The sequence below is a fragment of the Halomonas sp. JB37 genome (assembly GCF_002332255.1).
Taxonomy (GTDB): Bacteria; Pseudomonadota; Gammaproteobacteria; order Pseudomonadales; family Halomonadaceae; genus Vreelandella; species Vreelandella casei.
The window spans coordinates 2,513,187-2,535,832 of record NZ_NRGW01000001.1; the positions used below are offsets into that span (position 1 = coordinate 2,513,187).

General features: G+C 54.4%; 21 protein-coding genes. 15 read left to right on the top strand and 6 right to left on the bottom strand.

The window, feature by feature from the left end; all coding sequences use genetic code 11:
• Positions 1-88: 88 nt before the first annotated feature.
• From CIK78_RS11705 to nth, 9 genes are all read left to right on the top strand, one after another.
• A complete protein-coding gene (locus CIK78_RS11705; protein ID WP_096280222.1) occupies positions 89-370 on the top strand; it encodes a hypothetical protein in 282 nt (93 codons plus the stop codon).
• 103 nt (positions 371-473) lie between these two features.
• Positions 474-2,510, top strand: a complete 2,037-nt coding sequence (gene metG / locus CIK78_RS11710) for a methionine--tRNA ligase (protein WP_096280224.1) — start codon at positions 474-476, stop codon at positions 2,508-2,510.
• A 180-nt stretch (positions 2,511-2,690) separates the two neighbouring features.
• Positions 2,691-3,272, top strand: coding sequence for an electron transport complex subunit RsxA (gene rsxA, locus CIK78_RS11715; RefSeq protein ID WP_096280226.1), 582 nt, complete (start codon positions 2,691-2,693; stop codon positions 3,270-3,272).
• Between the two features lie 12 nt (positions 3,273-3,284).
• Entirely contained in the window at positions 3,285-3,896 is a 612-nt protein-coding gene (gene rsxB, locus CIK78_RS11720) for an electron transport complex subunit RsxB (RefSeq protein ID WP_096280228.1), read from the top strand.
• Entirely contained in the window at positions 3,880-5,562 is a 1,683-nt protein-coding gene (rsxC, locus tag CIK78_RS11725; RefSeq protein WP_096280230.1) for an electron transport complex subunit RsxC, read from the top strand. The genes rsxB and rsxC overlap by 17 nt, the downstream gene beginning before the upstream one ends.
• Positions 5,559-6,593: an RnfABCDGE type electron transport complex subunit D gene (locus tag CIK78_RS11730; RefSeq protein ID WP_096280232.1), complete on the top strand. Its 1,035-nt coding sequence runs from the start codon at positions 5,559-5,561 to the stop codon at positions 6,591-6,593. Before rsxC ends, CIK78_RS11730 begins: the two co-directional genes overlap by 4 nt.
• Positions 6,590-7,225 carry an electron transport complex subunit RsxG gene (gene rsxG, locus CIK78_RS11735; RefSeq protein ID WP_096280234.1) on the top strand — a complete coding sequence of 212 codons (636 nt, stop codon included), beginning with the start codon at positions 6,590-6,592 and terminating at the stop codon, positions 7,223-7,225. The genes CIK78_RS11730 and rsxG overlap by 4 nt, the downstream gene beginning before the upstream one ends.
• A gap of 11 nt (positions 7,226-7,236) precedes the next feature.
• Complete coding sequence (locus CIK78_RS11740; protein WP_096282365.1) at positions 7,237-7,935, top strand: electron transport complex subunit E; 699 nt, start codon at positions 7,237-7,239, stop codon at positions 7,933-7,935.
• 66 nt (positions 7,936-8,001) lie between these two features.
• Positions 8,002-8,640, top strand: coding sequence for an endonuclease III (nth, locus tag CIK78_RS11745; RefSeq protein WP_096280236.1), 639 nt, complete (start codon positions 8,002-8,004; stop codon positions 8,638-8,640).
• 35 nt (positions 8,641-8,675) lie between these two features.
• Here the strand turns inward: nth and CIK78_RS11750 are convergent, their stop codons facing one another.
• The 4 genes from CIK78_RS11750 to CIK78_RS11765 are packed head-to-tail and all read right to left on the bottom strand — an operon-like array spanning position 8,676 to position 12,808.
• Positions 8,676-9,740: a DUF3524 domain-containing protein gene (locus tag CIK78_RS11750; protein ID WP_096280238.1), complete on the bottom strand. Its 1,065-nt coding sequence runs from the start codon at positions 9,738-9,740 to the stop codon at positions 8,676-8,678.
• Positions 9,740-10,747: an ArsA family ATPase gene (locus tag CIK78_RS11755; RefSeq protein ID WP_096280240.1), complete on the bottom strand. Its 1,008-nt coding sequence runs from the start codon at positions 10,745-10,747 to the stop codon at positions 9,740-9,742. The genes CIK78_RS11750 and CIK78_RS11755 overlap by 1 nt, the downstream gene beginning before the upstream one ends.
• 51 nt (positions 10,748-10,798) lie before the next feature.
• Positions 10,799-11,101: a cory-CC-star protein gene (locus CIK78_RS11760; protein ID WP_176483397.1), complete on the bottom strand. Its 303-nt coding sequence runs from the start codon at positions 11,099-11,101 to the stop codon at positions 10,799-10,801.
• 30 nt (positions 11,102-11,131) lie between these two features.
• Complete coding sequence (locus CIK78_RS11765) at positions 11,132-12,808, bottom strand: carbon starvation protein A (protein ID WP_096280242.1); 1,677 nt, start codon at positions 12,806-12,808, stop codon at positions 11,132-11,134.
• Between the two features lie 349 nt (positions 12,809-13,157).
• Between CIK78_RS11765 and CIK78_RS11770 the strand changes: the two genes are divergently transcribed.
• Genes CIK78_RS11770 through CIK78_RS11785 form a run of 4 tightly spaced genes read left to right on the top strand, consistent with a single transcriptional unit; the run spans position 13,158 to position 18,533 of the window.
• Positions 13,158-13,532, top strand: a complete 375-nt coding sequence (locus CIK78_RS11770) for a response regulator (RefSeq protein ID WP_096280245.1) — start codon at positions 13,158-13,160, stop codon at positions 13,530-13,532.
• Complete coding sequence (locus CIK78_RS11775; RefSeq protein ID WP_096280247.1) at positions 13,529-15,592, top strand: 3'-5' exonuclease; 2,064 nt, start codon at positions 13,529-13,531, stop codon at positions 15,590-15,592. The genes CIK78_RS11770 and CIK78_RS11775 overlap by 4 nt, the downstream gene beginning before the upstream one ends.
• The gene (locus CIK78_RS11780) at positions 15,589-15,798 is read left to right on the top strand and encodes a hypothetical protein (RefSeq protein ID WP_096280249.1); all 210 of its coding nucleotides are present in this window, start codon (positions 15,589-15,591) and stop codon (positions 15,796-15,798) included. Before CIK78_RS11775 ends, CIK78_RS11780 begins: the two co-directional genes overlap by 4 nt.
• A 2-nt stretch (positions 15,799-15,800) precedes the next feature.
• Positions 15,801-18,533 carry a sensor histidine kinase gene (locus CIK78_RS11785; protein ID WP_096280251.1) on the top strand — a complete coding sequence of 911 codons (2,733 nt, stop codon included), beginning with the start codon at positions 15,801-15,803 and terminating at the stop codon, positions 18,531-18,533.
• Positions 18,534-18,581: 48 nt separating this feature from the next.
• Here CIK78_RS11785 and CIK78_RS11790 read toward each other — a convergent pair whose 3' ends face one another.
• A complete protein-coding gene (locus tag CIK78_RS11790) occupies positions 18,582-18,938 on the bottom strand; it encodes an HlyU family transcriptional regulator (protein ID WP_096280253.1) in 357 nt (118 codons plus the stop codon).
• Between the two features lie 78 nt (positions 18,939-19,016).
• Entirely contained in the window at positions 19,017-20,237 is a 1,221-nt protein-coding gene (locus CIK78_RS11795) for an argininosuccinate synthase (RefSeq protein WP_096280255.1), read from the bottom strand.
• A gap of 226 nt (positions 20,238-20,463) precedes the next feature.
• On the opposite strand from CIK78_RS11795, the gene rnt reads away from it, so the two are divergent.
• Together rnt and CIK78_RS11805 are read left to right on the top strand one after the other, a co-directional pair.
• The gene (gene rnt, locus CIK78_RS11800) at positions 20,464-21,132 is read left to right on the top strand and encodes a ribonuclease T (protein ID WP_096280258.1); all 669 of its coding nucleotides are present in this window, start codon (positions 20,464-20,466) and stop codon (positions 21,130-21,132) included.
• A gap of 153 nt (positions 21,133-21,285) precedes the next feature.
• Positions 21,286-22,545, top strand: coding sequence for a 6-phosphofructokinase (locus CIK78_RS11805; protein WP_096280260.1), 1,260 nt, complete (start codon positions 21,286-21,288; stop codon positions 22,543-22,545).
• Positions 22,546-22,646: the final 101 nt, after the last annotated feature.

Here is a 22,646-nt window from a genome sequence, read left to right on the forward strand (position 1 = left end):
ATGCCCGTTAGCTGAAAAAATGCTATGGTCAGAATATTGATTGGTCTCGCTTGGTGTTAATGCTGATCGCGATCTTAAGGAGACACCCATGTCCGGTTCAGAAATTCAGAAAACACGTGTCATCAACGAGCTACGTGGTTTCATTCGCAAGTTGCTGGAAGACCCAAAAATTCTCGAGCAATCATTGGCCATTGCGCGTCAGCAGCTAACCGAGGGCAACAGCCCTGCGGCGATGGTGCGTATCGCCAACGAAATCTCTGACACCACCAGTGTGCATATTCCAGAAGATCCCGCTGAGCACTCTGACGCCGACAAACTCTTTTTAGAGCTACTGCGCGAAGTGGTCCAAGAAGAGCAGGCGCTGTATTAAGCGCTACTCACGACAGCGCCATCGGCGAAGTGTTTAGCGACTTCGCCGCCTTGTTTGTTCCCGCCTCACCCGCACTCTTATCCACTCGGAACTAATCTTCACCATGTCTAACACCGCCACGCGCAATATTTTGGTGACTAGCGCGCTCCCTTATGCCAATGGAGCCATTCACCTCGGTCACTTACTTGAGTATATCCAGACTGATATCTGGGTACGTTTCCAGAAAAGCCGTGGCCAACAGTGCTACTACGTGTGTGCAGATGATGCTCATGGCACCGCTATTATGCTGCGTGCTGAGCAGGAAGGCATTTCGCCTGAAGCGCTGATCGAGCGCGTTTCACAGGATCATCAAACGGACTTCGCGCGCTTTGGGGTTGGGTTCGACAACTATCATTCCACACACTCCTCTGAAAACCGTCACTTCAGCGAAATGATTTATAAGCGCCTGCGCGATAAAGGCCATATTGCTACGCGCGATATAGAGCAGATGTTTGACCCGCAAAAAGGACTGTTTCTCGCCGACCGCTTTATCAAAGGCACCTGCCCTAAATGCGCTTCTGACGACCAGTACGGCGACAATTGTGAGAAGTGTGGCGCAACGTACACTCCCGCGGACTTGATTAATCCGGTCTCGGCTATTTCCGGCGCAACGCCCGAAGTACGCACCTCGACACACTATTTCTTTAAGCTGCCCGACTTTGCGGATTTCTTACAGCGCTGGATTGATGATGGCCACGTGCAGCCGCAAATTCGCAATAAGCTCATGGAATGGTTTGAGTCTGGCTTTAACGAGTGGGATATTTCCCGCGACGCTCCCTATTTCGGTTTTGAGATTCCCGACGCGCCGGGCAAATACTTCTATGTGTGGCTAGATGCGCCGATTGGCTACCTGGCGAGCTTTAAGAATCTGTGCGACCGAGAAGGCATTGATTTCGACAGCTACTGGAAGAAAGGCTCTGAGGCCGAGGTCTATCATTTTATCGGCAAAGATATTGTCTACTTTCACGCTCTATTCTGGCCGGCCATGCTGCATGGTGCAGACCTGCGCACGCCCACTGCCGTCAACTGCCACGGTTTCCTAACCGTTGATGGTGCCAAGATGTCAAAATCTCGCGGCACCTTTATCAAGGCAGCCACCTATGCGGACCATCTAAACCCTGAGTACCTGCGCTATTACTTTGCTGCCAAGCTGACGTCCAAAGTGGATGACCTAGATTTAAACTTGGATGATTTTGCCGCACGGGTAAATTCAGACCTAGTTGGCAAGGTGGTCAATATCGCCAGTCGCTGCGCCGGTTTTGTGAAAAAGCTCGGCGGCGGGCAGCTAGCGGAGCACTGCGCCGAACCTCAAATGGTCGCCCGTTTTATTGCGGCCGGTGACGAGATCGCCCAAGACTTTGAAGCGCGTGAATTTAGCCGGGCCATGCGCCACATTATGGAATTGGCGGATGAAGCGAACACTTATATCGCTGAAAAAGAGCCCTGGGCACTGGCTAAGCAAGAGGGTCGCGAAGCCGACGTGCTTGAGATTTGCTCGGTAGGCATTAACCTGTTCCGCCAGCTAATGGTTTACCTTGCCCCGGTCATCCCAGCTATGGCTGAACAAGCGCGCGCGTTCCTTAACGTTGACTCGTTAGACTGGCACAGCCGTCAACGCATACTGACCAGCCATTCGATCAATAAGTTTAAACCCCTAATGACCCGCGTTGAGCGCGACAAAATCGATGCGATGATTGAAGCGTCGAAGGAAGATCTTGTGGAAGAGCAAAAACTCAAAGAAGCGCCGAAAGGTCCGTTGGCAAAAGACCCAATCGCTGCCGAAATTGACTTTGAAACCTTTGCCAAGGTTGACCTGCGCATCGCGCGCATCGTTAAAGCTCAGTATGTCGAAGGCGCTGATAAACTGCTGCAGCTGACGCTCGACTTAGGCGGCGAAACGCGCAACGTGTTCTCCGGCATTCGCTCAGCCTATGCACCAGAAGCACTTGAAGGGCGCTTAACGGTAATGGTAGCTAACCTAGCCCCGCGCAAAATGCGCTTTGGCCTATCAGAAGGCATGGTGCTCGCCAGTGCTAATGAAGAAGGCATTTATTTACTAACGCCTGACAACGGAGCCGAACCAGGCCAGCGCGTCACGTAACGTATATAAAACACGCTATGTTAAAGGCAGAGACAGTGCGCTCTGCCCTTTTACGTTTTTAAACATTCATACTGCCACTTCGTACGACGTTAGTGCCGAGCAACCTATAGGCTAGCCCCTCATCAATCATTCAATCGCCCCCCTAGCAACTGCCGAGCTTTGTTCGCACAATACGCCATCATGAGTGAGCTATTTATTATTTTGATCAGCACTGCGCTGGTTAACAACTTTGTATTAGTCCAGTTTTTGGGGCTGTGCCCCTTCATGGGCGTCTCCAATAAACTGGAGTCGGCCATGGGAATGTCGCTTGCCACCACGTTTGTATTGACCTTGGCATCGGCAGCAAGCTTTGTGGTTTATCACGGCCTACTAGTGCCGCTGGACGTAACGTACCTGCGCACCATCAGCTTCATTGTGGTCATTGCCGCGGTGGTTCAATTCACCGAAATTATGGTGCGCCAGCTGAGCCCGCTTTTGCATCAAGTGCTGGGTATTTTTCTGCCCCTTATCACGACTAATTGCGCGGTATTAGGCGTCGCGCTGCTATCGCTAAACCGCGACCTTAGCTTTTTTCATACCACGCTATACGGGCTAGGGGCGGCGCTAGGGTTCTCATTGATTTTGGTTTTGTTTGCCGCGATGCGCGAACGTTTAGCGGGTGCAGACATCCCGGCACCGTTTAAAGGTGCCGCCATTGCGATGATTACCGCAAGCCTTATGTCATTAGCATTTATGGGCTTTTCTGGATTAGTGCAGGGATGAAGGCCGCGCATAATGATTAACACACTGGATGTCATCAGTATTGTTAGCGCAGTGGCGGTGCTTACGGGCCTAGGCATTGGTTTTGGCGCCCTTTTAGGCCTCGCCAGTGAGCGCTTCAAACGTGAAGATAACCCGTTAGTTGAGCAAATTGATGCGCTCTTGCCCCAGACCCAGTGTGGCCAATGCGGCTATCCTGGGTGCCGCCCCTATGCCGAGGCGATAAACCAGGGCGATGCGCTCAACAAATGCCCCCCGGGTGGCGAAGCAACGATTCACGCGCTGGCTGATTTGTTAGGTCGCGAGCCAGCACCGTTGGATGGCGAAGTGCAAAGCGAAGTTAAGGTAGCGTTTATTCGCGAAGCGGAGTGCATTGGCTGCACAAAATGTATTCAAGCCTGCCCCGTCGACGCCATTATTGGTGCCGCCAAGCTCATGCATACCGTGATTGAAGATGAATGTACCGGCTGCGACCTGTGTTTGGACCCTTGCCCCGTTGACTGTATCGATATGCTAACGCGCAGCACGCCTCTCAACGATTGGCAGCCACTCAGGGCGCAGTCATCTAACGTTATTGCCAGCGACCGATCAGCGCTGTCTGAGGATGCTCATGCCGACCGCGTTTGATTTTCCAGGCGGTATTTACCCGCCCGAGCGCAAGCGTCGCTCTCAGCAATCGGCACTGCTTGAAGCACCGCTTCCTCGCCAGGTGATACTGCCCCTTCACCAGCATAGCGGCCAGCCCTCCACGCCCTGCGTTAACGAAGGTGATGTGGTGAAGGTCGGCAGCATTATCGCCCGCCAAGAAGGCATGATTTCAAGCCATCTACACGCCAGCATTAGCGGCGTCGTTGCCAAGATTAGCGCGACCCAGATAACCATCGACAGCGATGGACGTGATGACTGGCAGCGCTTGCCTGCGATGAACTGGCAGCTTAGCGAGCCACCTGCCCTTTTAGAGCGCTTAAACGACAGCGGTATTGTTGGATTAGGCGGCGCAGGCTTTCCCACCCACATTAAGGCACGGGTGATGGAACAGCATTCGATTCATACGCTGGTGATTAACGCCGCCGAATGTGAGCCTTACATCACAGCCGATGACCTCACGCTGCGCCACTATGCCGGTGATGTGCTCGAAGGCGCGCAGCTAATAGCCAAACTATGCGGTGCAAGGCATATCGTCATTGGCATTGAAGACAACAAGCCTGAGGCCATTGAAGCGCTTCGCGAGGCGCTGCCACTTAGCCAACCTCTGATCGTTCAACTCAACGTCATTCCTACCCGCTACCCCAGCGGCGGCGAGCGACAGCTGATTAGAAAGCTGCTCAACCTAAACGTGCCAAGCGGTGGCCTGCCCGCAGACGTAGGCGTGGTGTGTCATAACCCCGGCACCCTACTAGCCTGCCTTCAAGCTGTACGCGACGGGCAGCCACTAATTTCCAGAGTGGTGACTCTGACAGGCGACGCCATTACATGCCCTGGCAATCGCTGGGTGCGCCTAGGCACCTCTATTCAGGAACTGCTGGAGCAGGTAGGCCTTAACCGCGCACAGCTGAGCCATGTCATCCAAGGCGGCCCCATGATGGGCTCCCCGCTGCTAACGCTAGCGACACCGGTCACGAAGCTCACCAACTGCTTAATCGCCGCAACGTTCGATGAGTTGCCGCAGGCTCCGGCTGAATTGCCCTGCATTCGCTGCGGCGAGTGCGAAAGCGTGTGCCCGGTGGCGCTATTGCCACAGCAGTTGCACTGGTACGCACGTGCCAAAGACGATGCCAGGATGGAGCGCTATCATCTGTTTGACTGCATTGAATGCGGAGCCTGTAGCTATGTCTGCCCGAGCCACATTCCGCTGGTCGATGATTATCGCGATGCCAAAAACCGCCTACGCCATCAGCGTATAGAAACGCTGAAAGCCGAGCATGCCAAGCACCGCTTTGAGTTCCGCCAAGCGCGGATCGCTAGGGAAGAGGCTGAGAAACAGGCCCGGCGCGAGGCCCGCCAGTCACAAAACCGCCGAACGCCGCCTGCGACTGCACCCGCTAACAGCGGAGAAGTTGACCTACGCGGTTTGCGGATTGCTCATGCTGCAGCCAAAGCGTCGGTCAAAAAAGCCGAAAAAACCTTGGCTCGGGTGGCCCAGGAAGACCCAAAACAGTCACTTGAAGATCTCGAAATACAGCTTGCGACCGCGCAGGAAAACTTTCGCGCTGCCGATTTACAGCTGGCCCAGGCACGCAAGCAGCAGGCCGCTGAAGCGCCCGCGCCCGCTCAGAATAAGGAATCATTATGAGCATGATGCAGGCCTCTCAGACAGGCAGTGGGAACACCGCAGCCAAAAGGCCATCAACTGCGAACATCATGCGCTGGGTGATCATTGCCACCCTACCGGGCATCGTCACGATGAGCTATTTTTTTGGCCTTGGCGTACTGAGCAACATGCTGCTAGCTGCAGCGTTCGGTATGGCGTTTGAAGCGGCCATACTGCGGCTACGTAAACGACCGATATGCGTCACCCTGAATGACTCAAGCGCCCTGCTGACAGGTATTCTTCTCGGCGTATCACTGCCGCCTGCCAGCCCCTGGTGGCTAATCGGCGTGGGCATGGTGGCAGCCATCATCGTAGCCAAACAGCTATACGGTGGATTAGGGCACAATCCTTTTAACCCAGCGATGGTCGGCTATGCGCTGCTGCTAGTGTCATTTCCCACCTATATGACGCTGTGGGCACCCCCTCAAGGCGCTGTACCCAGCGACTTATGGGCTCAAATTAGCGGATCGCTACCGACAGCCCAGCTTGATAGCTTGAGCGGCGCCACGCCGCTGGATGCGTTTAAACATAAAAGCGAGGCGATGCTTGCCAGCGAATTCTGGGCAGCTCAGCCACTGCCCTCAGGAACGCTAGCCGCCTGGCGTTTAATCGCTATCGCCTGGCTAGCGGGGGGCCTACTTTTATTGGTGAAGCGCATTATCAGCTGGCACATTCCGGTAGCGATGCTGAGCAGCATGATGTTGCTGGCTACGCTGTTCTACCTTAACAATCCAAGCCACGCTGGCTCTCCGCTACTGCATCTGGTGACGGGTGCAACGCTATTCGGGGCATTTTTTATCGCCACCGACCCCGTTTCTGCGGCCACCAGCCGGCGCGGAAAACTCATCTATGGCGCCGGTATTGGCGCACTGATCATGATAATCCGCAGCGTGGGTGGCTATCCCGACGCGGTTGCTTTTGCAGTGCTGTTAATGAATCTCTGCGTACCTCTGCTGGATCTGTATAGCGTGCCTCGCCCAACGGGCCACGCAGCGCGCGGAGGTCGGCGATGACGCCACGCCAAGCTATGCAGCGTGGCGCAATCGCACTGGGCACCTTTGCACTGGTAACCGCCGGTAGCGTTGCTTTCACGCGCACACTCACCGTCGACCGCATAGCAACGCACCAGTTAGCTTATCAGCACCGTCAGCTTCAACAAGTGCTGCCCAGCGCGCTGGCTAATACGCCCATGAAGCGCGTATTAGAGAGTAGCTTCACGCTCCCCAACGCCGAACGCCTTGGGCTAGCTTCTGGTGCTCAGGGCTGGCGGATTAGCGATCAAGGCCGCAGCGCGCTGGCTTTCCCGGTAGTGACACGCCAAGGTTATAATGGCGAAATTCATCTTTTAATTGGCATTGATGGACAGCAGCGAATTACTGGCGTACGCGTTACCCAGCATCAGGAAACGCCGGGTTTAGGCGATGACATTGAGCGTCGCCGCAGTGACTGGATTACCGATTTTGACGGTCTGGATTTAGACAGCCTGCGACCCGACGACTGGGCGGTTGATAAAGACGGCGGTCATTTTGATGCCTTTACGGGGGCCACCATTACGCCTCGCGCCGTGGTTAATGCCGTGCACAACGCATTGCAATACGCCGCCGACACGCCGCTAGCTATTCCAAATGAGGAGCCAGGCACATGAAATCCAGCGCCATGAGCCAATGGCATCAGCTTGCTCGCGAGGGCCTGTGGTCCAATAACCCTGCACTTGTGCAGCTGCTAGGGCTTTGCCCGCTGCTTGCCGTTAGCACTAGCGTCGTCAACGCCCTGGGGTTAGCGCTTGCCACACTAATGGTGATGGTCGCTGCCAGTACCACCATTTCGCTGATTCGCCACCAGGTACCCAGCGCAGTACGCCTGCCCGCCTTCGTGATGGTGATTGCGGCCTTTGTTACCTGCGCAGAGCTACTGATGGCCGCGTATGCCTACCCGCTTTACCAAGTGCTGGGGATATTTATTCCCTTGATTGTCACCAACTGCGCCATTCTGGGTCGCGCGGATGCGTTTGCCTCGCGCCAACCCGTGCTGCCCGCGGCAATAGATGGCTTTATGATGGGCCTAGGTTTTGGCGCCGTATTGATACAGCTGGGCGCACTGCGTGAATTGCTGGGCCAAGGAACGCTGTTTAGCGATATGACACTGCTATTCGGCTCGGCGGCAAGCAGCTGGCAACTTACTATCGCTGATGGCTATCAGTTTCTATTCTTTGTGCTGCCACCGGGGGCTTTTTTCGTGGCTGGGATGCTAATCGCGCTAAAAAATGTTCTCGACCTGCGCCAACGCTCCCGAGCCAGCCCGGTAGTGGCTCCTCGCACAGAGCGGCGCGTACGCGTGACAGGTACGATTAAATAATCGACACGTATTATTCAACGCGTCGGTTTAATACGCAGTTTGGTTTTATCATTTAAGAGAACATCCATGAATGCCCTAAAGCGCCATGAAATTTTTTCCCGCCTGCAGGCAGAAAACCCACACCCGACCACTGAGCTTAATTGGCATACACCGTTTGAGCTGCTGGCCGCCGTACTGCTATCAGCTCAATCCACAGATGTCGGTGTCAACAAAGCCACTGCGCGACTTTACCCGGTGGCCAACACGCCCCAGGGGATCATTGATTTAGGGGTCGATGCGCTTAAAGGCCACATCAAAACGATCGGTTTATATAACACTAAAGCCGAAAATCTGATGAAAACCTGTCATATGCTCGTCAATCAGCACGCAGGCAATGTGCCTAATACTCGCGAAGCGCTAGAAGCACTGCCCGGCGTCGGCCGTAAAACGGCGAATGTGATTCTTAATACGGCGTTTGGCCAGCCCACCATGGCGGTCGATACGCATATCTTCAGAGTCTCTAATCGTACCGGCATCGCACCAGGTAAAAACGTTGTCGAGGTAGAGCAAAAGCTGCTGCGCCATGTACCCAAAGCGTTTCTGCATGATGCGCATCACTGGCTGATACTGCACGGACGCTACACCTGTATTGCGCGAAAACCCCGCTGTGGCAGCTGTATCATTGAAGATCTATGCGACTTTAAAGACAAAACTGAGCTTGCCTAATACCTAACACCCAACACCCAACACCAGCGCACGGCTTACGCGCTAACAGCTAATAGTTGGCGATACGCATCGCGCCAGGCGGGCCATTCCCATGCAGTGGTCGCCAGGGGTGCCGGGCGCGTCGTCGAGTCTGTCAACCAGTCGTAAAGCCGTTGATAAAGCCCTTCCCGCGTGCCGTCATAGCGATAGGCCGGCGGATAAAGCGCCGGGAAGCAAAGCCTGTCAGGCACCAGCGGAAGCGCCCCGCGCTGGGCCGCTTCCATAATGGCCAGCCCCTGAAACTCATGCCAGGTAGTTGAGACGACAATACCCGCGCCTTCTAGCAGCGCGCGGTATTCAGCCTCTGGCTGCGGGCCCCAGGCAACAACATGCTTAGCTAGACGCTGTTCCGCTTGCTCAAAAATGTCGGGGGATTGACGAAAACGCTGCCCCAGCACGGCAAGCTCAAACGCTACGCCTTCAGCACTTAGCCTAAACAGCACCTCAAAAAAATCATTCGGGTTCTTGTCATACTCCCAGCGGTGGTTCCATACAATAAGCTGAGGGCGTCTAGGCGTATCATGCAAAGAAGTTGACCTTATTGATAGAGGCACTGGCAGCACATGAGCGCGTTTACGCAGCGCTTCAAGCGGATTGGCGGCAGGCAAATTTTCCGGCATTTTTTTCAGAAATGCCCGTGCGCCATCAATAAAAGAATCGCGATTATAGGCGCTGTTAAATACAACGCTATCGGCTGCCAAAGCGGTGTAGAGATTGACCATTTTGGCCTCTACTTGCGGCATCTGGTCGCTGGATTCCGGATAGGCGAACTGATTCTCATGAAAGTAGACGATCTTTTGCGCTTGACCAAGGTGCGGAAACAGCCCAATTAACGTTGCGAGATCGACCATTGAAGTCGCCAGCACCACGTCAAACGACTGGCTGAGAGTGGCATGCTCTTTTAACATCCAGCTCAGCGGGTTACCGCGAATTCGCCAAGCGAAGTGACGCGGTGGAAGGCTTAATAGTGTCCATGACACATCATCCAGCTGTGCCATCAAGCTCTGCGCCCAGTATCGATGGCTAACAGCTTCATAGGCTGATAACAGTAATACCCGCATTAAAACCCCTGTTGTTCAAGCTTACCCGCCAGCATTTCTAATACCTCAATACCTTGAACATCGGTAGGTAGCCACGGCAAACTTGGCCGCGGAAATCGCGCAAATAACGTATCTATGCGCGCAAGATAGCTGGCTTCCTGCTCGCGCCGCGCCTGTAAAAAAGCACCGTCCGCATCCGTTGGGATCACTCGATTAACCAGCGTCCCTGCGACGGGAATATGCGCCTCTTCGAGCGTTCGAACGGCGCGATCTGTTTCTAGGATGGGCAGCCGCTCGGGCGTCATCACAAACAGAAAGCTACAGGCTGTGGTGTCTTCAATGCGTCGTCGCGCCTGATGAAACAGCCGCCGTCGATTGATCAATGTCGTGGCCACTTCCCGGGTACGCTCGTCTAAATCATTCAAAGGGTCTTCACTAGGATCATCAAACGGTGTTGCCACATCACGGCCCCGCTTTGGAGTGAGGTGGTCCAGCACCTTGCCAAGCTCTGCGGACTTGCGATTGTGGGCCAGTAACCCGTCGGTCCAGGCGGCCATCGCTTCAGGCAATGTTAACAGCCTTAACGTATGGCCAGTCGGCGCCGTATCGAAAATAATCAGATCGTAGGGCGCGGTGTCGTCGATCATCAATCGCGCTAACCGTTCCAGTAACGCGGCCTCCTGGGTGCCGGGAGACTGGCGGGTTAGACGCATCTGACGCTCCAGCTCCTGCATCATTTCAGGAGCCGCGTAGCGACGCATCTGCTGGGTCACGCGCTGAAGGTGGGCTTCCACCTCGATATCAGGATCAATTTCCATCGCGTCCAGGTTGGGCAGCAGTCGCCGCGGAGCATCACCTAACGAGCGATCGAAGACATCACCTAAGCTGTGCGCCGGGTCGGTCGACACCACCAGCACACGCTTTCCCCGACTGGCCGCGAGCACGGCTAAAGAAGCCGCTACCGTGGTTTTCCCAACACCACCTTTGCCGCCTACCCACAGCAGGCGACGATTGAGTACTGCTTGCATGGCATTCCTCACTTGTTCGACGTAGCGCTCTCTAAGGCAAGACAATAGCCATCAGCAGCAACGGAAATGGTCCAGCGGCGAACGCTCCATGCCCATTCGCGTGTGCCAATCATGGAAACGCTCCAGTAACAGCGGCTGAAGCTCAAGGGTGTAGTACGAGGCCGGATTCTGTAAGCCCATCATTTCAGAGAACACCAACAGCATAAACAGGTCGTCTTCGTCGCGTCGCGCTCGCGCAATAGCGCCTCGATAGCGCGAGTTATATACCTCTTCAGAAAAGAAACGGGCCTGGTTCAGCCAGGCCCGTAACTTGTCACGACGCGGCGATGACCCGTGCATCGGGTCATCATGCATAGCAATTACTCCCTTTCAGTCATACTTGCGTTAATCACCTTGGGCAGCCATTTCAGCGCGCGAACGCTTGAGCGCGGAGGCACATTCCATCGCCACCATAATAGCCGCCACCAGCACCACAATATCCATCACCAGTAAGAACATGTTGCCCTGGTTCCAGAACGTGCGCAGCTGTATCAGTAGCGCCAGGATCGTCATGACCAATAAAAAGCATAGCGGCGCCAGCGTATACCACATAGGGCGCTTCAGGCGCACAAGCATGACAGTAATCACGAGTAGCGTTAGGCCTGCCAGTAGCTGGTTGGTGGTGCCGAACAGGGGCCAGATAATCAGACCACCCGAACCATCGGCACCGCCTGCGCCAAACGCTAGCAGCAAGCAAGTGCCTACCGCTAGCCCCGTGGCAATCGATGGTTTTTTCATCCACGGCTGGTCGTAAATATCGCCCCACTCTTGAAAAATGTAGCGCTGTAGGCGAAGGCCCGTGTCCATGGTAGTGCCCGCGAAAAGCGCCGCCATCACAGTGAGTAGCGTCGCCGCGGTCACCTCAGGCAACCCAAGACCGTTATGAATAATAAAGGCGCCACCTTGTACGAAGGCATTGACGCCGCCCTGCCCGAAGGAGCTATACATCGCCTGCCAATCGCCAAAGGTGGCAAAACCGGCGGTCGCTGCCAAAATAGCCGCTAGCGCCAACATGCCTTCGCCCACCGCGCCGAAATAACCCACAAAACGAGCATCGGTTTCTTTATTCAACTGCTTAGACGTAGTGCCTGATGAAACAAGCCCGTGAAAGCCCGAGATGGCCCCGCAGGCAATAGTGACAAACAGCAGCGGTATTAACGACGGCGTGCCTTCAGGAACATCGCTATTAAATGCGGGCGCTACTAGCACCGGGTTCAACAGCACCAGGGCCCCATAAAGAATGAGCAAGCCAATGAAGAGCTGCAGCCCGTTAATATAATCCCGTGGCTGCAGCAGCATCCACACCGGCAACAATGACGCAATCGCCGCGTAACCGAACAGAATAACAATCCAAATAGCATTGCCTGATATACCGGCCACTTCAACAGGCATTTGAATAGGCACAGAAGGCCCAATACCAATCAGCGCGTAGAGCGCAATGACGCCGATAACCGATACCACCGCCAGGCTCATAATCCGGCGATAAATCATTTGCCCGATAATTAGCGCCACAATAATAGCGCCCCAAACCGGAACGACTGCGCTTGGGAAGTTCATCATTAATCCGGCAATCACCACGGCGAAGACCGCATTAACCATCAGTAGCACTAGAAAGATAACGATCATAAAGATACTACGAGCACGCTTACCAACCACGTCACCGGTTAATGCCCCGACCGATTTAGCCCGATTGCGTACGCTGGCCCAAATAGCACCGAAGTCATGAATACCGGCAAAGAAAATAGTGCCGAACACTACCCATAAAAAAGCCGGTGCCCAGCCCCATATAACGGCGATCGCAGGCCCCACAATCGGAGCTGCTCCCGCAACGGAGGTAAAGTGATGACCCCATAAGACGAATCGATTGGTCGGCACATAGTCAATGCCGTCCTCAAACTCATGGGCAGGGGTTTTAAAATCAGGATCCAGTTGATAAATCTTCTCCGCAATAAACTTGGAGTACACGAAGTACCCCACGGCCATTGCGCCAAGACCTACCACTAGAAGGAAAATAGCACTCATGGGCGCCGCTCCTTTGGGTTTGATTGTTATTGTTTATTTAATAAACCTGGGAATTGCTGCTCTTATCACCTTACAGAGTGGTATGAGGAAACGCTTACGTCCATAACAATACGGCGCTAATCGCGGGAGTTGATTCTAAAGTTGTACTTAAAGCAGCGTAAATCTCGATATAAGCCTTATTAGCCCGCCTATTTATTTAGCAATACTCATTTACCAGCATTCGGCCAAGGTCGTCTTGGCCGCACTCCTCTAGCTCACTACACTGCATATTAACGATTGATCACGCATGCACTCAGAGCTATGCACACGGTGCGCCCGGCACTACCACTGATAAAGACAGGAGATTTTCATGGCCAAAGTGCTTGTGGTCGATGATGAACCCAATATCGTGCTATCGCTGGAATTTTTGATGGAGCAGGCAGGTTTCGAAGTAATGACGGCTGAAGACGGCGAGCAGGCAATGGCGTGCGTTAATGATAGCCAGCCCGATTTACTATTACTCGACATAAGCCTGCCGGGTATGAGCGGTTTTGACGTGTTAGAACGCCTGCGTGGCGATGCTGCCACCGCGCATCTGGCGATTATTATGCTAACCGCGCATGGCCGCGACGTAGAGCGTGAAAAAGGCATGGCTCTGGGCGCCGATGACTACATCACTAAACCGTTTTCAACCCAATCATTGGTGGAAAAAGTTAAAGCGCTGCTGGCTGGAAAGCAGCTATGACGCGAGATGGGCTGCCCAAGCGCCAGCATCTTGTTGGTTTATGGCTTCTGCTTAGCGGTATTAGCCTGTTTGGCGGTACGGTGTTTGCCGTTTGGCTGGATACTCAGCTGGCTCCTGCCGGTTGGGCAAGAGCAGCCCTATGGGTCGGCAGCGTCTCTGGTGGCGCCACGATTTTTGTAGCGGGATTGATACTTGAACGCATGTTATTTACCCCGCTGCGACACCTCCAAGCCCAGCTTGTACGCTTGGTCGGCAATCCCGATGCCTACGATGAACAGTTGCCTGAAGGTTGGCTAAAAGGGCTTGGTCCAGACTTACGCCGTGTCAGCGAAAACTGGCAAGCAGATCGCAGCCGTTTGTCGACCGCCCATGCGGAAGGCGCACGCAGCGCTGCACGTATTCGCCAGGAGCTTGAAACGCTGCTGCAAGTCCTCGAAACGCCTCTGTTGCTGTGCGATCACCATCGCCGCGTGATGCTATTCAATCAAGCCGCTGAAGATTTTTTTATCGACAATTCGGGACTGGGTTTAGGCAAACGCCTGGACGCTCTACTCCCCGTTAGCAGCCTGCAGCAAGCGCTTAGCCAGCTACCTTGCGATGGCTCCCCGCGCGAACTTTTGGTGCCCTGCGATAATCGCTGGCTAAAAGTGATACTGCGCCGCGTACCGGGCAGTGACGGCGAAACGCTGCTCACCTTTAGCGATGCAACAGCGTCCTGGTCGAATGAAATGGGCGTGAGAGCAGAGCTTGCCCATATACTTACGCCACTCCGTCAGCATACCGCGAGCTTGACCAGCGCTGCCGATGCGCTGATTCAACTACGTGACCAAAATGACCCCAGCACATCGTTATTACGCCAACGTTTCGAGCGCGTTATTCAAGAGGAAGGAGCTACGCTTGGCGAGCACGTCGCAAGAATAGGCCAATTGCTCGACGATATGCAGCATCAAGGTGAGCGCTTAACGCCCATGTGGTCCAACGACTTCTGGCAAGCACTGGATGAACGTCTTGATCCTGAGCGGCGCTTAATTACTCCTGTGGGAATGCCCGCCTGGTTTAAAGGCGATGCGCCCGCGCTGATCGCCCTGTTTAACTCTTTGGTAAAGCACCTCAGTAACTACTTACCTGACAGTGGTTTTGAAGGTGAAATATGCTTGGGCAATAAACGCGTCTATTTAGATCTTATTTGGCGCGGCAAAGCGATACCGGAGCATGAGCTGGCCGGATGGCGCCAGCAGCCTTTGACCTCGCTACCGCTAAACCCGAGCGTTGCGGATGTGCTGCGTCAGCACGCTAGCGATATTTGGAGCCTTGCCGACGACAACGGCGTATATGCACGCTTGCGCCTGCCGCTGCCCGCCATGGAGCGCGTGGGCGCCCCGCGTGAAATTGCGCCTCCCCGCCCTGAGTTTCACGATTTTGGCATTGCCGACCTCCCCCCCCCCAGCGATGCGCTCGCCAGCCGCTCACTGCGCAGCCTCGAAGTGGTCGCGTTTGATACTGAAACCACTGGGCTTGAGCTGCGCCGGGGAGACACGGTCATTAGCCTGGGTGCCTGCCGCGTCGTCAATGCGCGCCTGCTGGCAAGTGAGACCTTCGATCAAAAGGTCGACCCACAGCGCCCGATACCGCCGGCGAGTACCGCCATCCATGGCCTTGTTGATGCTGATGTGGCGGGCGCGCCGCTGCTGGATGTCGTGCTCACTCGCTTTCGCGACTACGTGGGTGAAGCCGTGCTTCTGGCCCACAATGCCGCATTTGATCTGCTTGCGATTAGCCAGCAGGGCGTCGCCTTTGATATACCGGTAATCGACACACTGCTGATTTCTAGAGCGCTGGATGAAGCGCTGGTCGGCCACGACCTCGACAGCCTTGCTCAGCGCTATGGCCTGACATTCCCTCCTGACACTCGCCATACCGCCCTGGGAGATGCGCGCGTAACGGCCAAGCTGTGGCTTGCACTGCTGCCACGCCTAGAAGCGCGTAGCATTGATACGCTTGAACAACTGCTAGCGCTGCAAGCGAATGCCTTTGATCGACAGGATGCCAGCGCCTTATGAAACCCAGCGGCGAAAAATCACGTAAAGCAGAACGCTTAATGGCCTTAGTGGCCGTTGCCTTGCTGCTGTTCTGCCCACCGCTGATTATAGTCGTAGACCGCTTAACCACGCTTCACGTAGGCTGGCTGCCGCTGTATTTATTTAGCGCTTGGGCCGTCGTGATCGGCTTAACTGCGTGGCTAATGGAACATCATGCGGATCGCTGACTATGCGCACTGAGCCGATTATTCTTGGCACAGCCTTTGGCTACCTTGCGCTACTTTTTTTAGTCGCTGCCTGGGGTGACCGACGGGCTGAGCAGGGCCGCTCGTTGATCGGATCACCCACTGTCTATGCCCTTTCTATTGCCGTTTACTGCACCGCATGGACATTTTATGGCAGCGTGGGCCGAGCCGCAGCGCATGGTCCTAGTTTTTTGCTTATCTACTTAGGCCCTACGCTGGCCATGCTGCTGGCGCCCTCCGTTATTCGCAAAATGGTGCGCATCGCTGCACGCCAGCGTATCACTTCTATTGCCGACTTTATTAGTGCCCGCTATGGCAAAAGTGCCAGCTTAGGCGCGCTGGTAGCGCTAATGGCGCTGATCAGTATCACGCCCTATATTGCGCTGCAGTTAAAAGCGATTACCGTCAGCCATGCGGTGCTGATCAACTATCCCTACACGCCCGATACCACGCTGATCGATGAACGCTTTTGGATGGACAAATCGCTTTGGGTCGCGTTGGTATTGGCCGTGTTTATAATTCTCTTTGGCACCCGCCACCTGGATGCCAGCGAACGCCACGAAGGCATGGTTGCCGCTATCGCTTTAGAATCGCTGGTCAAGCTGGTGGCCTTTATGGCGGTCGGTATCTTCGTGGTTTTTGTGATGTTTGAAGGACCCGGCGCGCTATTTTCGCAGGTGGCGGCCACGCCCGAGCTAGTAGACAGCATGCGGCTCGATCGCGTGCCGGGTGGCGTTACCGGCTGGGTTGGCATGCTAGTGCTGGCCTTTCTGGCATTTTTAACGCTGCCTCGCCAATTCCAAGTGTTAGTGGTCGAAAACGTTGATGAGCAGCATTTAACGCGGGCGAGCTGGCTATTTCCGCTTTATATGCTGCTGATTAATCTCTTCGTCATACCGATTGCCCTGGCGGGCATGCTGCTAGGCGCTAGCGCAGGTGACCCTGACAGCTTTGTGCTGACGCTGCCGCTCTCAGCAGGCGTGGAAGGCTTACCGCTGTTAGTGTTTATCGGTGGCCTATCGGCGGCCACCGGCATGGTGATTGTTGAAACCATTGCCCTTTCCACCATGGTCAGCAATCAACTGGTGATGCCGCTACTGCTCCGCTCACGACGATTACACCTGAGCACTAAAGGGGAGCTGGCCGGCTGGCTGCTGGGTATTCGCCGCGTAGCCATTGTGCTTATTCTATTGCTCGGTTATCTCTACCACGCCTTGATTGGTGATTCCTATAGTCTCGTCACCATCGGGCTTGTGTCCTTCGCGGGGGCCGCCCAGTTTGCCCCAGCGTTGTTGATTGGCCTTTATTGGCGCGGCGCTACTCGCCAAGGGGCCACGTGTGGATTGATCGCCGGCTTTTTAGTGTGGTGCTATACACTGCTGCTTCCGGGCTTTGCTCAGTCAGGCTGGTTGAACGCTGCGCTGCTTAACGAAGGGCCTTGGGGAATCACTTGGCTCACTCCCTACGCCCTGTTTGGGCTCGAAAACTGGGACATTTATAGCCACTCACTGCTGTGGAGTATGCTGGTAAACGTCGGGCTTTTAGTGGGCGTGTCGCTGTTTACCCGCCCTACGCCCCTTGAGCAAACCCAAGCCGCGCTCTTCACTGAGGCTATGCATCCGAACCTGACCACTGCCCCGCTATGGCGTGGGCAAACCACTCAAGGCGCACTAAATGAGTTGCTTGTTCGCTACCTAGGCCTTCAAACCACTCGCCGCATCTTCAGCTATAGCAATAACAAAAACGCGTTTGAGGCGGATCAGCCGGCCACCACTGAGCTCATCACCCGCGCAGAGCAGGCCCTCGCTGGGTCATTGGGCAGCGCCTCTGCGCGGGTGCTGATCAACTCAGTGGTACGCGGTGAAGCGCTGGATATTGAGTCGATTCTTAGCATTCTTGACACCACCTCACAAACGCTAGAGTACAACCGCCGGTTAGAGCAAAAATCTCAAGAGCTACTACAGATTGGCGAAGAGCTACGTAGTGCCAACGAGCGCCTGCGTGAGTTAGACCGCTTAAAGGATGAGTTTGTGGCCATGGTCAGCCACGAACTGCGCACACCGCTAACGTCCATCCGCGCCTTTGCTGAAATCTTGAGAGATAGCGATCAGCTACCCAGCGAGAAGCGCCAGCATTTTCTTGGCGTAATCGTGCATGAAAGCCAGCGGCTATCACGCCTAATTGAAGAGATACTGGATCTTGCTCGCTTAGAAAGCGGCCGTTTAACGCTAAACCCGGTGCCACTCGACCTGACAGCGCTAGCACGGCACAGCATTAACGCTATTGCGCATCTGCATGAAGAACGCGGCGTTGCTCTAGACATCAGCTTAGAGGTTGATCCTGCAATGATCGTTGGCGATCAGGATCGCCTAGAGCAAGTTATCATCAATCTACTTGATAATGCGGGTAAATTTGCTGATCGACTACAGCCAACAGTACGCCTGGCGCTGTATCGCCATCGTGACCATTATCGCTTAAGCGTTGAAGATAACGGTGCGGGTATCAGCATAGATGAGCGCGAGCGGGTATTTGAAAAATTCCATCAACTACAGCAGGACGGCGATATCCCCCGCGGTCGGCCAAGAGGCAGCGGTCTAGGCCTGCCGATCAGCCGGGGCATCATCGTTCATCTGGGGGGGAGACTCTGGGTGGAGGATGCTAAACACTTAGGCGGCGCTTGCTTGACACTAGAACTACCCGCCGCGCCGAACAGCTAATTCGCGGTTTATCACCTTGAGAGGCACATCGGCCATTTTACACAATGACTAGCGGTCTGCGCTGTTCATATCCGTGCTATTCATTTCTGTATCACGACGCGGGTCTGGCTCGAACATGGCCTCACCCACTTCATCAATATAGCGCTGTGCTTTAGTAAGCATCATGGCGTCACACGCTTCACGGCTAGGCAGCATATCGGAACGTTCAAAGCGATGTTCGAGCGTTTCCTCTGACGTACCGGGCTTGCGAATCCAACCGCTCACGCGGTATTGGCCACTCTTATTATCGGGCTGGGGCACAATCCAGTATCCCTTGTATTCCACCGGTTCAGCGGCATCAGTGGTAGCACCTGAGGCAGCTTGGGAATGACTACCAAAGAGTCCGGATAAGATTTTTTTAAGCATCATTATTCCTTTGCTTGTAGGACGGCGGTTCGTGCCTGCCGCCCTACAAGATAAACGCAGCGTTGTATCAGCGCTTCATTAGCTCTGTTTACGTCCTTTGCCAGCGGCAATACGCAGACGTAGCGCGTTAAGCTTAATAAAGCCTTCCGCATCTTTCTGATTGTAGGCGCCCGCGTCATCTTCAAAGGTCGCAATCGACTCATCAAAGAGCGATTCGTCAGACTTACGGCCAACAACGATTGCATTGCCTTTATAAAGCTTCATGCGCACAACGCCAGCGACGTTTTTCTGCGTTTCGTCGATAGCCGCTTGAAGCATGCGACGCTCAGGGCTCCACCAGTAGCCGTTATAGATCACTTCTGCATATTTCGGCATCAGCTGATCTTTCAGGTGAGCTTCTTCGCGGTCTAGCGTCAGTGACTCAATAGCGCGGTGGGCACGCAGCATAATGGTGCCCCCTGGCGTTTCGTAACAGCCGCGAGACTTCATGCCCACATAGCGGTTTTCTACAATATCTAAACGGCCAATGCCGTTATCGCCGCCCATTTTATTGAGCTTCTCCAGCACTTCGTGGGCTTTCAACGGCTCACCGTCGATGGCTACGATATCGCCCTTGTCAAACGTTAGCTCAACGTAGGTTGCCTGATCGGGCGCGGCTTCAGGAGAAACGCTCCAGCGCCACATATCGTCTTCTGCTTCGGCCCACGGGTCTTCCAAAATGCCGCCTTCATAAGAAATATGCAGCAGGTTGGCATCCATGGAGTAAGGCGATTTTTTCTTCTTATTGGCAAAATCGACGGGGATATTGTGTTCTTCACAATAAGCCATCAATTTTTCACGCGAGGTCAAATCCCACTCACGCCAAGGGGCGATGACTTTAACGCCCGGCTTTAATGCATAGCCGCCAAGCTCAAACCGAACCTGATCGTTGCCTTTACCGGTAGCGCCATGAGAAATGGCATCGGCACCGGTTTCGTTAGCGATCTCAATCAAGCGTTTAGCGATCAGCGGACGAGCAATAGACGTGCCTAGCAAGTACTCGCCTTCATAAACAGTGTTGGCGCGAAACATGGGATAAACGTAGTCGCGGACAAACTCTTCGCGCAGGTCTTCGATGTAGATTTCTTTTACACCAAGGGCTTGCGCCTTAGTGCGGGCGGGCTCGACCTCTTCGCCCTGACCGATGTCGGCAGTAAACGTAACTACCTCGCAGTTGTAAGTTTCTTGCAACCACTTAACGATAACGGATGTGTCCAGGCCGCCTGAATATGCCAGTACAACCTTTTTGACATCGGACATTCTTTGCTCCTCATTGACTATACGAAATTCATTAGCGAAAAAGGCACTATCATTTAGCACACGGCTAAGCGATATATCTTTGCAACAGACCTTGAGTATAGCGTTCTCAATGCCCAGCGAATACCGCCAACGACGCTTGGGGGGTAAAGCTGCTAGAATCAATCCATTCAAAGCGGTGGCATACCGCTTATCTTGACTGATTACTCGCTTTACTAAGGAGAGCTGCATGAGCGAGGCAATTGCCCGCGAATTAATGGCCCAACGTTTTCGTAGTTACCTACCCGTGGTCATTGACTTAGAAACCGGGGGATTTAATGCCCAAGGAGACGCTGTGCTTGAGATAGCCGCCGTCACGCTAACCATGGATCCGGAAGGCAACCTGCTTCCTGATGCTACCTATGCTTACCATATTGAGCCCTTTGAAGGGTCCAATGTGGAGCAGTCGGCGCTCGATTTTACCGGTATCAATCTGGACGATCCGCTGCGTCGCCAAGTGGCGCTGAGCGAAGCTGACGCGTTGGGAGAGATTTTTCGCCCAATCCGTAAGTCGCTCAAAGCGCATGACTGCACGCGAGCTATTTTGGTGGGTCATAACGCGGCATTTGACCAAGGTTTTTTGAATGCAGCGGTTAATCGCTGCGGCATTAAGCGTAACCCTTTCCATCCGTTTTCAAGCTTTGACACGGCAACGCTGGCAGGTTTGGTATATGGCCAAACGGTTCTGGCGCGTGCCTGCAGGGCTGCCGGCATTGAGTTTGACAATAAGGCCGCGCATTCCGCTCGCTACGACACCGAGCGCACCGCCGAGCTATTTTGCGCCATGGTTAACCGCTATAAAGACCTTGGCGGTTGGGAGTTAGCCCAGCGCGAGCAAGAGATGGATGGCCCCGATTAACCAGCGATAGCCGCTGATGCAGCCATCATAGCTTTGCACTAAACTTTGCCGCACTGCATAACCTAAGCTTAACCTGCCACCACTAGCGATTTTTCCTAGCGATGGTATATGACTTCGATTTACCCTATCCGTTTTCAAGAGATGAGACGTTCCATGGCCCAGCATAATGCCTTTTACGCCCAGTCCGGTGGCGTCACCGCCGTAATTAACGCCAGCGCCTGCGGCGTTATTGAAGCCTGCCGCCAAGCGCCCGATAAAATTGGCAAGGTGTACGCCGGTCATAACGGCATTATCGGCGCTCTAACCGAAGACCTCATCGATGTCACCCAAGAGTCTGACGAAGCGATTGCCGCACTGCGCCACACGCCCGGTGGCGCTTTCGGCTCCTGCCGCTATAAGCTGAAAGATATCGATACGCATCGTGCTCAGTACGAGCGCCTGATTGAAGTCTTTAAAGCTCACGATATCCGCTACTTTTTCTACAACGGCGGTGGCGACAGCGCCGATACCTGCTTAAAAGTCTCGCAGCTTTCCGAAAAGTTGGGCTATCCGCTCACGGCCATCCATGTGCCCAAAACCGTGGATAACGATCTGCCGATCACCGATAACAGCCCTGGCTTTGGCAGCGTTGCTAAGTATATTGCTACCTCAACGCTTGAAGCGTCGCTGGACATCGCCTCTATGTGCGCGACGTCCACTAAGGTGTTCGTGCTTGAAGTGATGGGTCGCCATGCCGGCTGGATTGCCGCCGCGGGTGGGCTAGCAGGCCAAGAGGAAGGCGAGCCGCCGCACCTAATCATCTTCCCGGAAATCCCCTTCAACCGTAGAGTGGCAATGGCACGGGTTGAAGAATGCGTTAAGCAGTACGGTTACTGCGTGATAGTGGTGTCAGAAGGTGCCCGTTACGAAGACGGCACGTTCTTAGCCGATGCGGGCAATACCGATGCCTTTGGCCATCGCCAGTTAGGCGGCGTAGCACCGACGCTTGCCGGCATGATCAAACAAGACCTGGGTTACAAATATCACTGGGCGGTAGCAGACTACCTTCAGCGTGCCGCGCGCCACTTGGCGTCTAAAACCGACGTTGAGCAAGCCTACGCGGTCGGCTACGAAGCGGTAACGCTGGCGCTTGCTGGCAAAAATGCCATGATGCCGGCCATTCGCCGCATTTCTCAGAACCCTTACCAGTGGGATGTGATTTCTGCCCCACTGTCTCAGGTGGCTAACCAAGAGAAGTTCATGCCCCGCGACTTTATTAGTGCTAACGGACTTGGCATTACGCAGGCGTGCCGCGACTATCTTTCACCGCTCATCCAAGGTGAAGATTTCCCACCTTTTGAAAACGGCCTGCCTAAAGTAGCCAAGCTGAAGCTAGCCAAAGCCGAGCGCAAACTGCCGGTCTTTACGCTGTAAACAAGTAACCTAGTTCTGTAAAACAGCCCGGCAGTAAAAAGCCTAGCGGTAAAACGCACCATCAAAAACGGGGGATGACATCAATCATCCCCCGTTTTTTT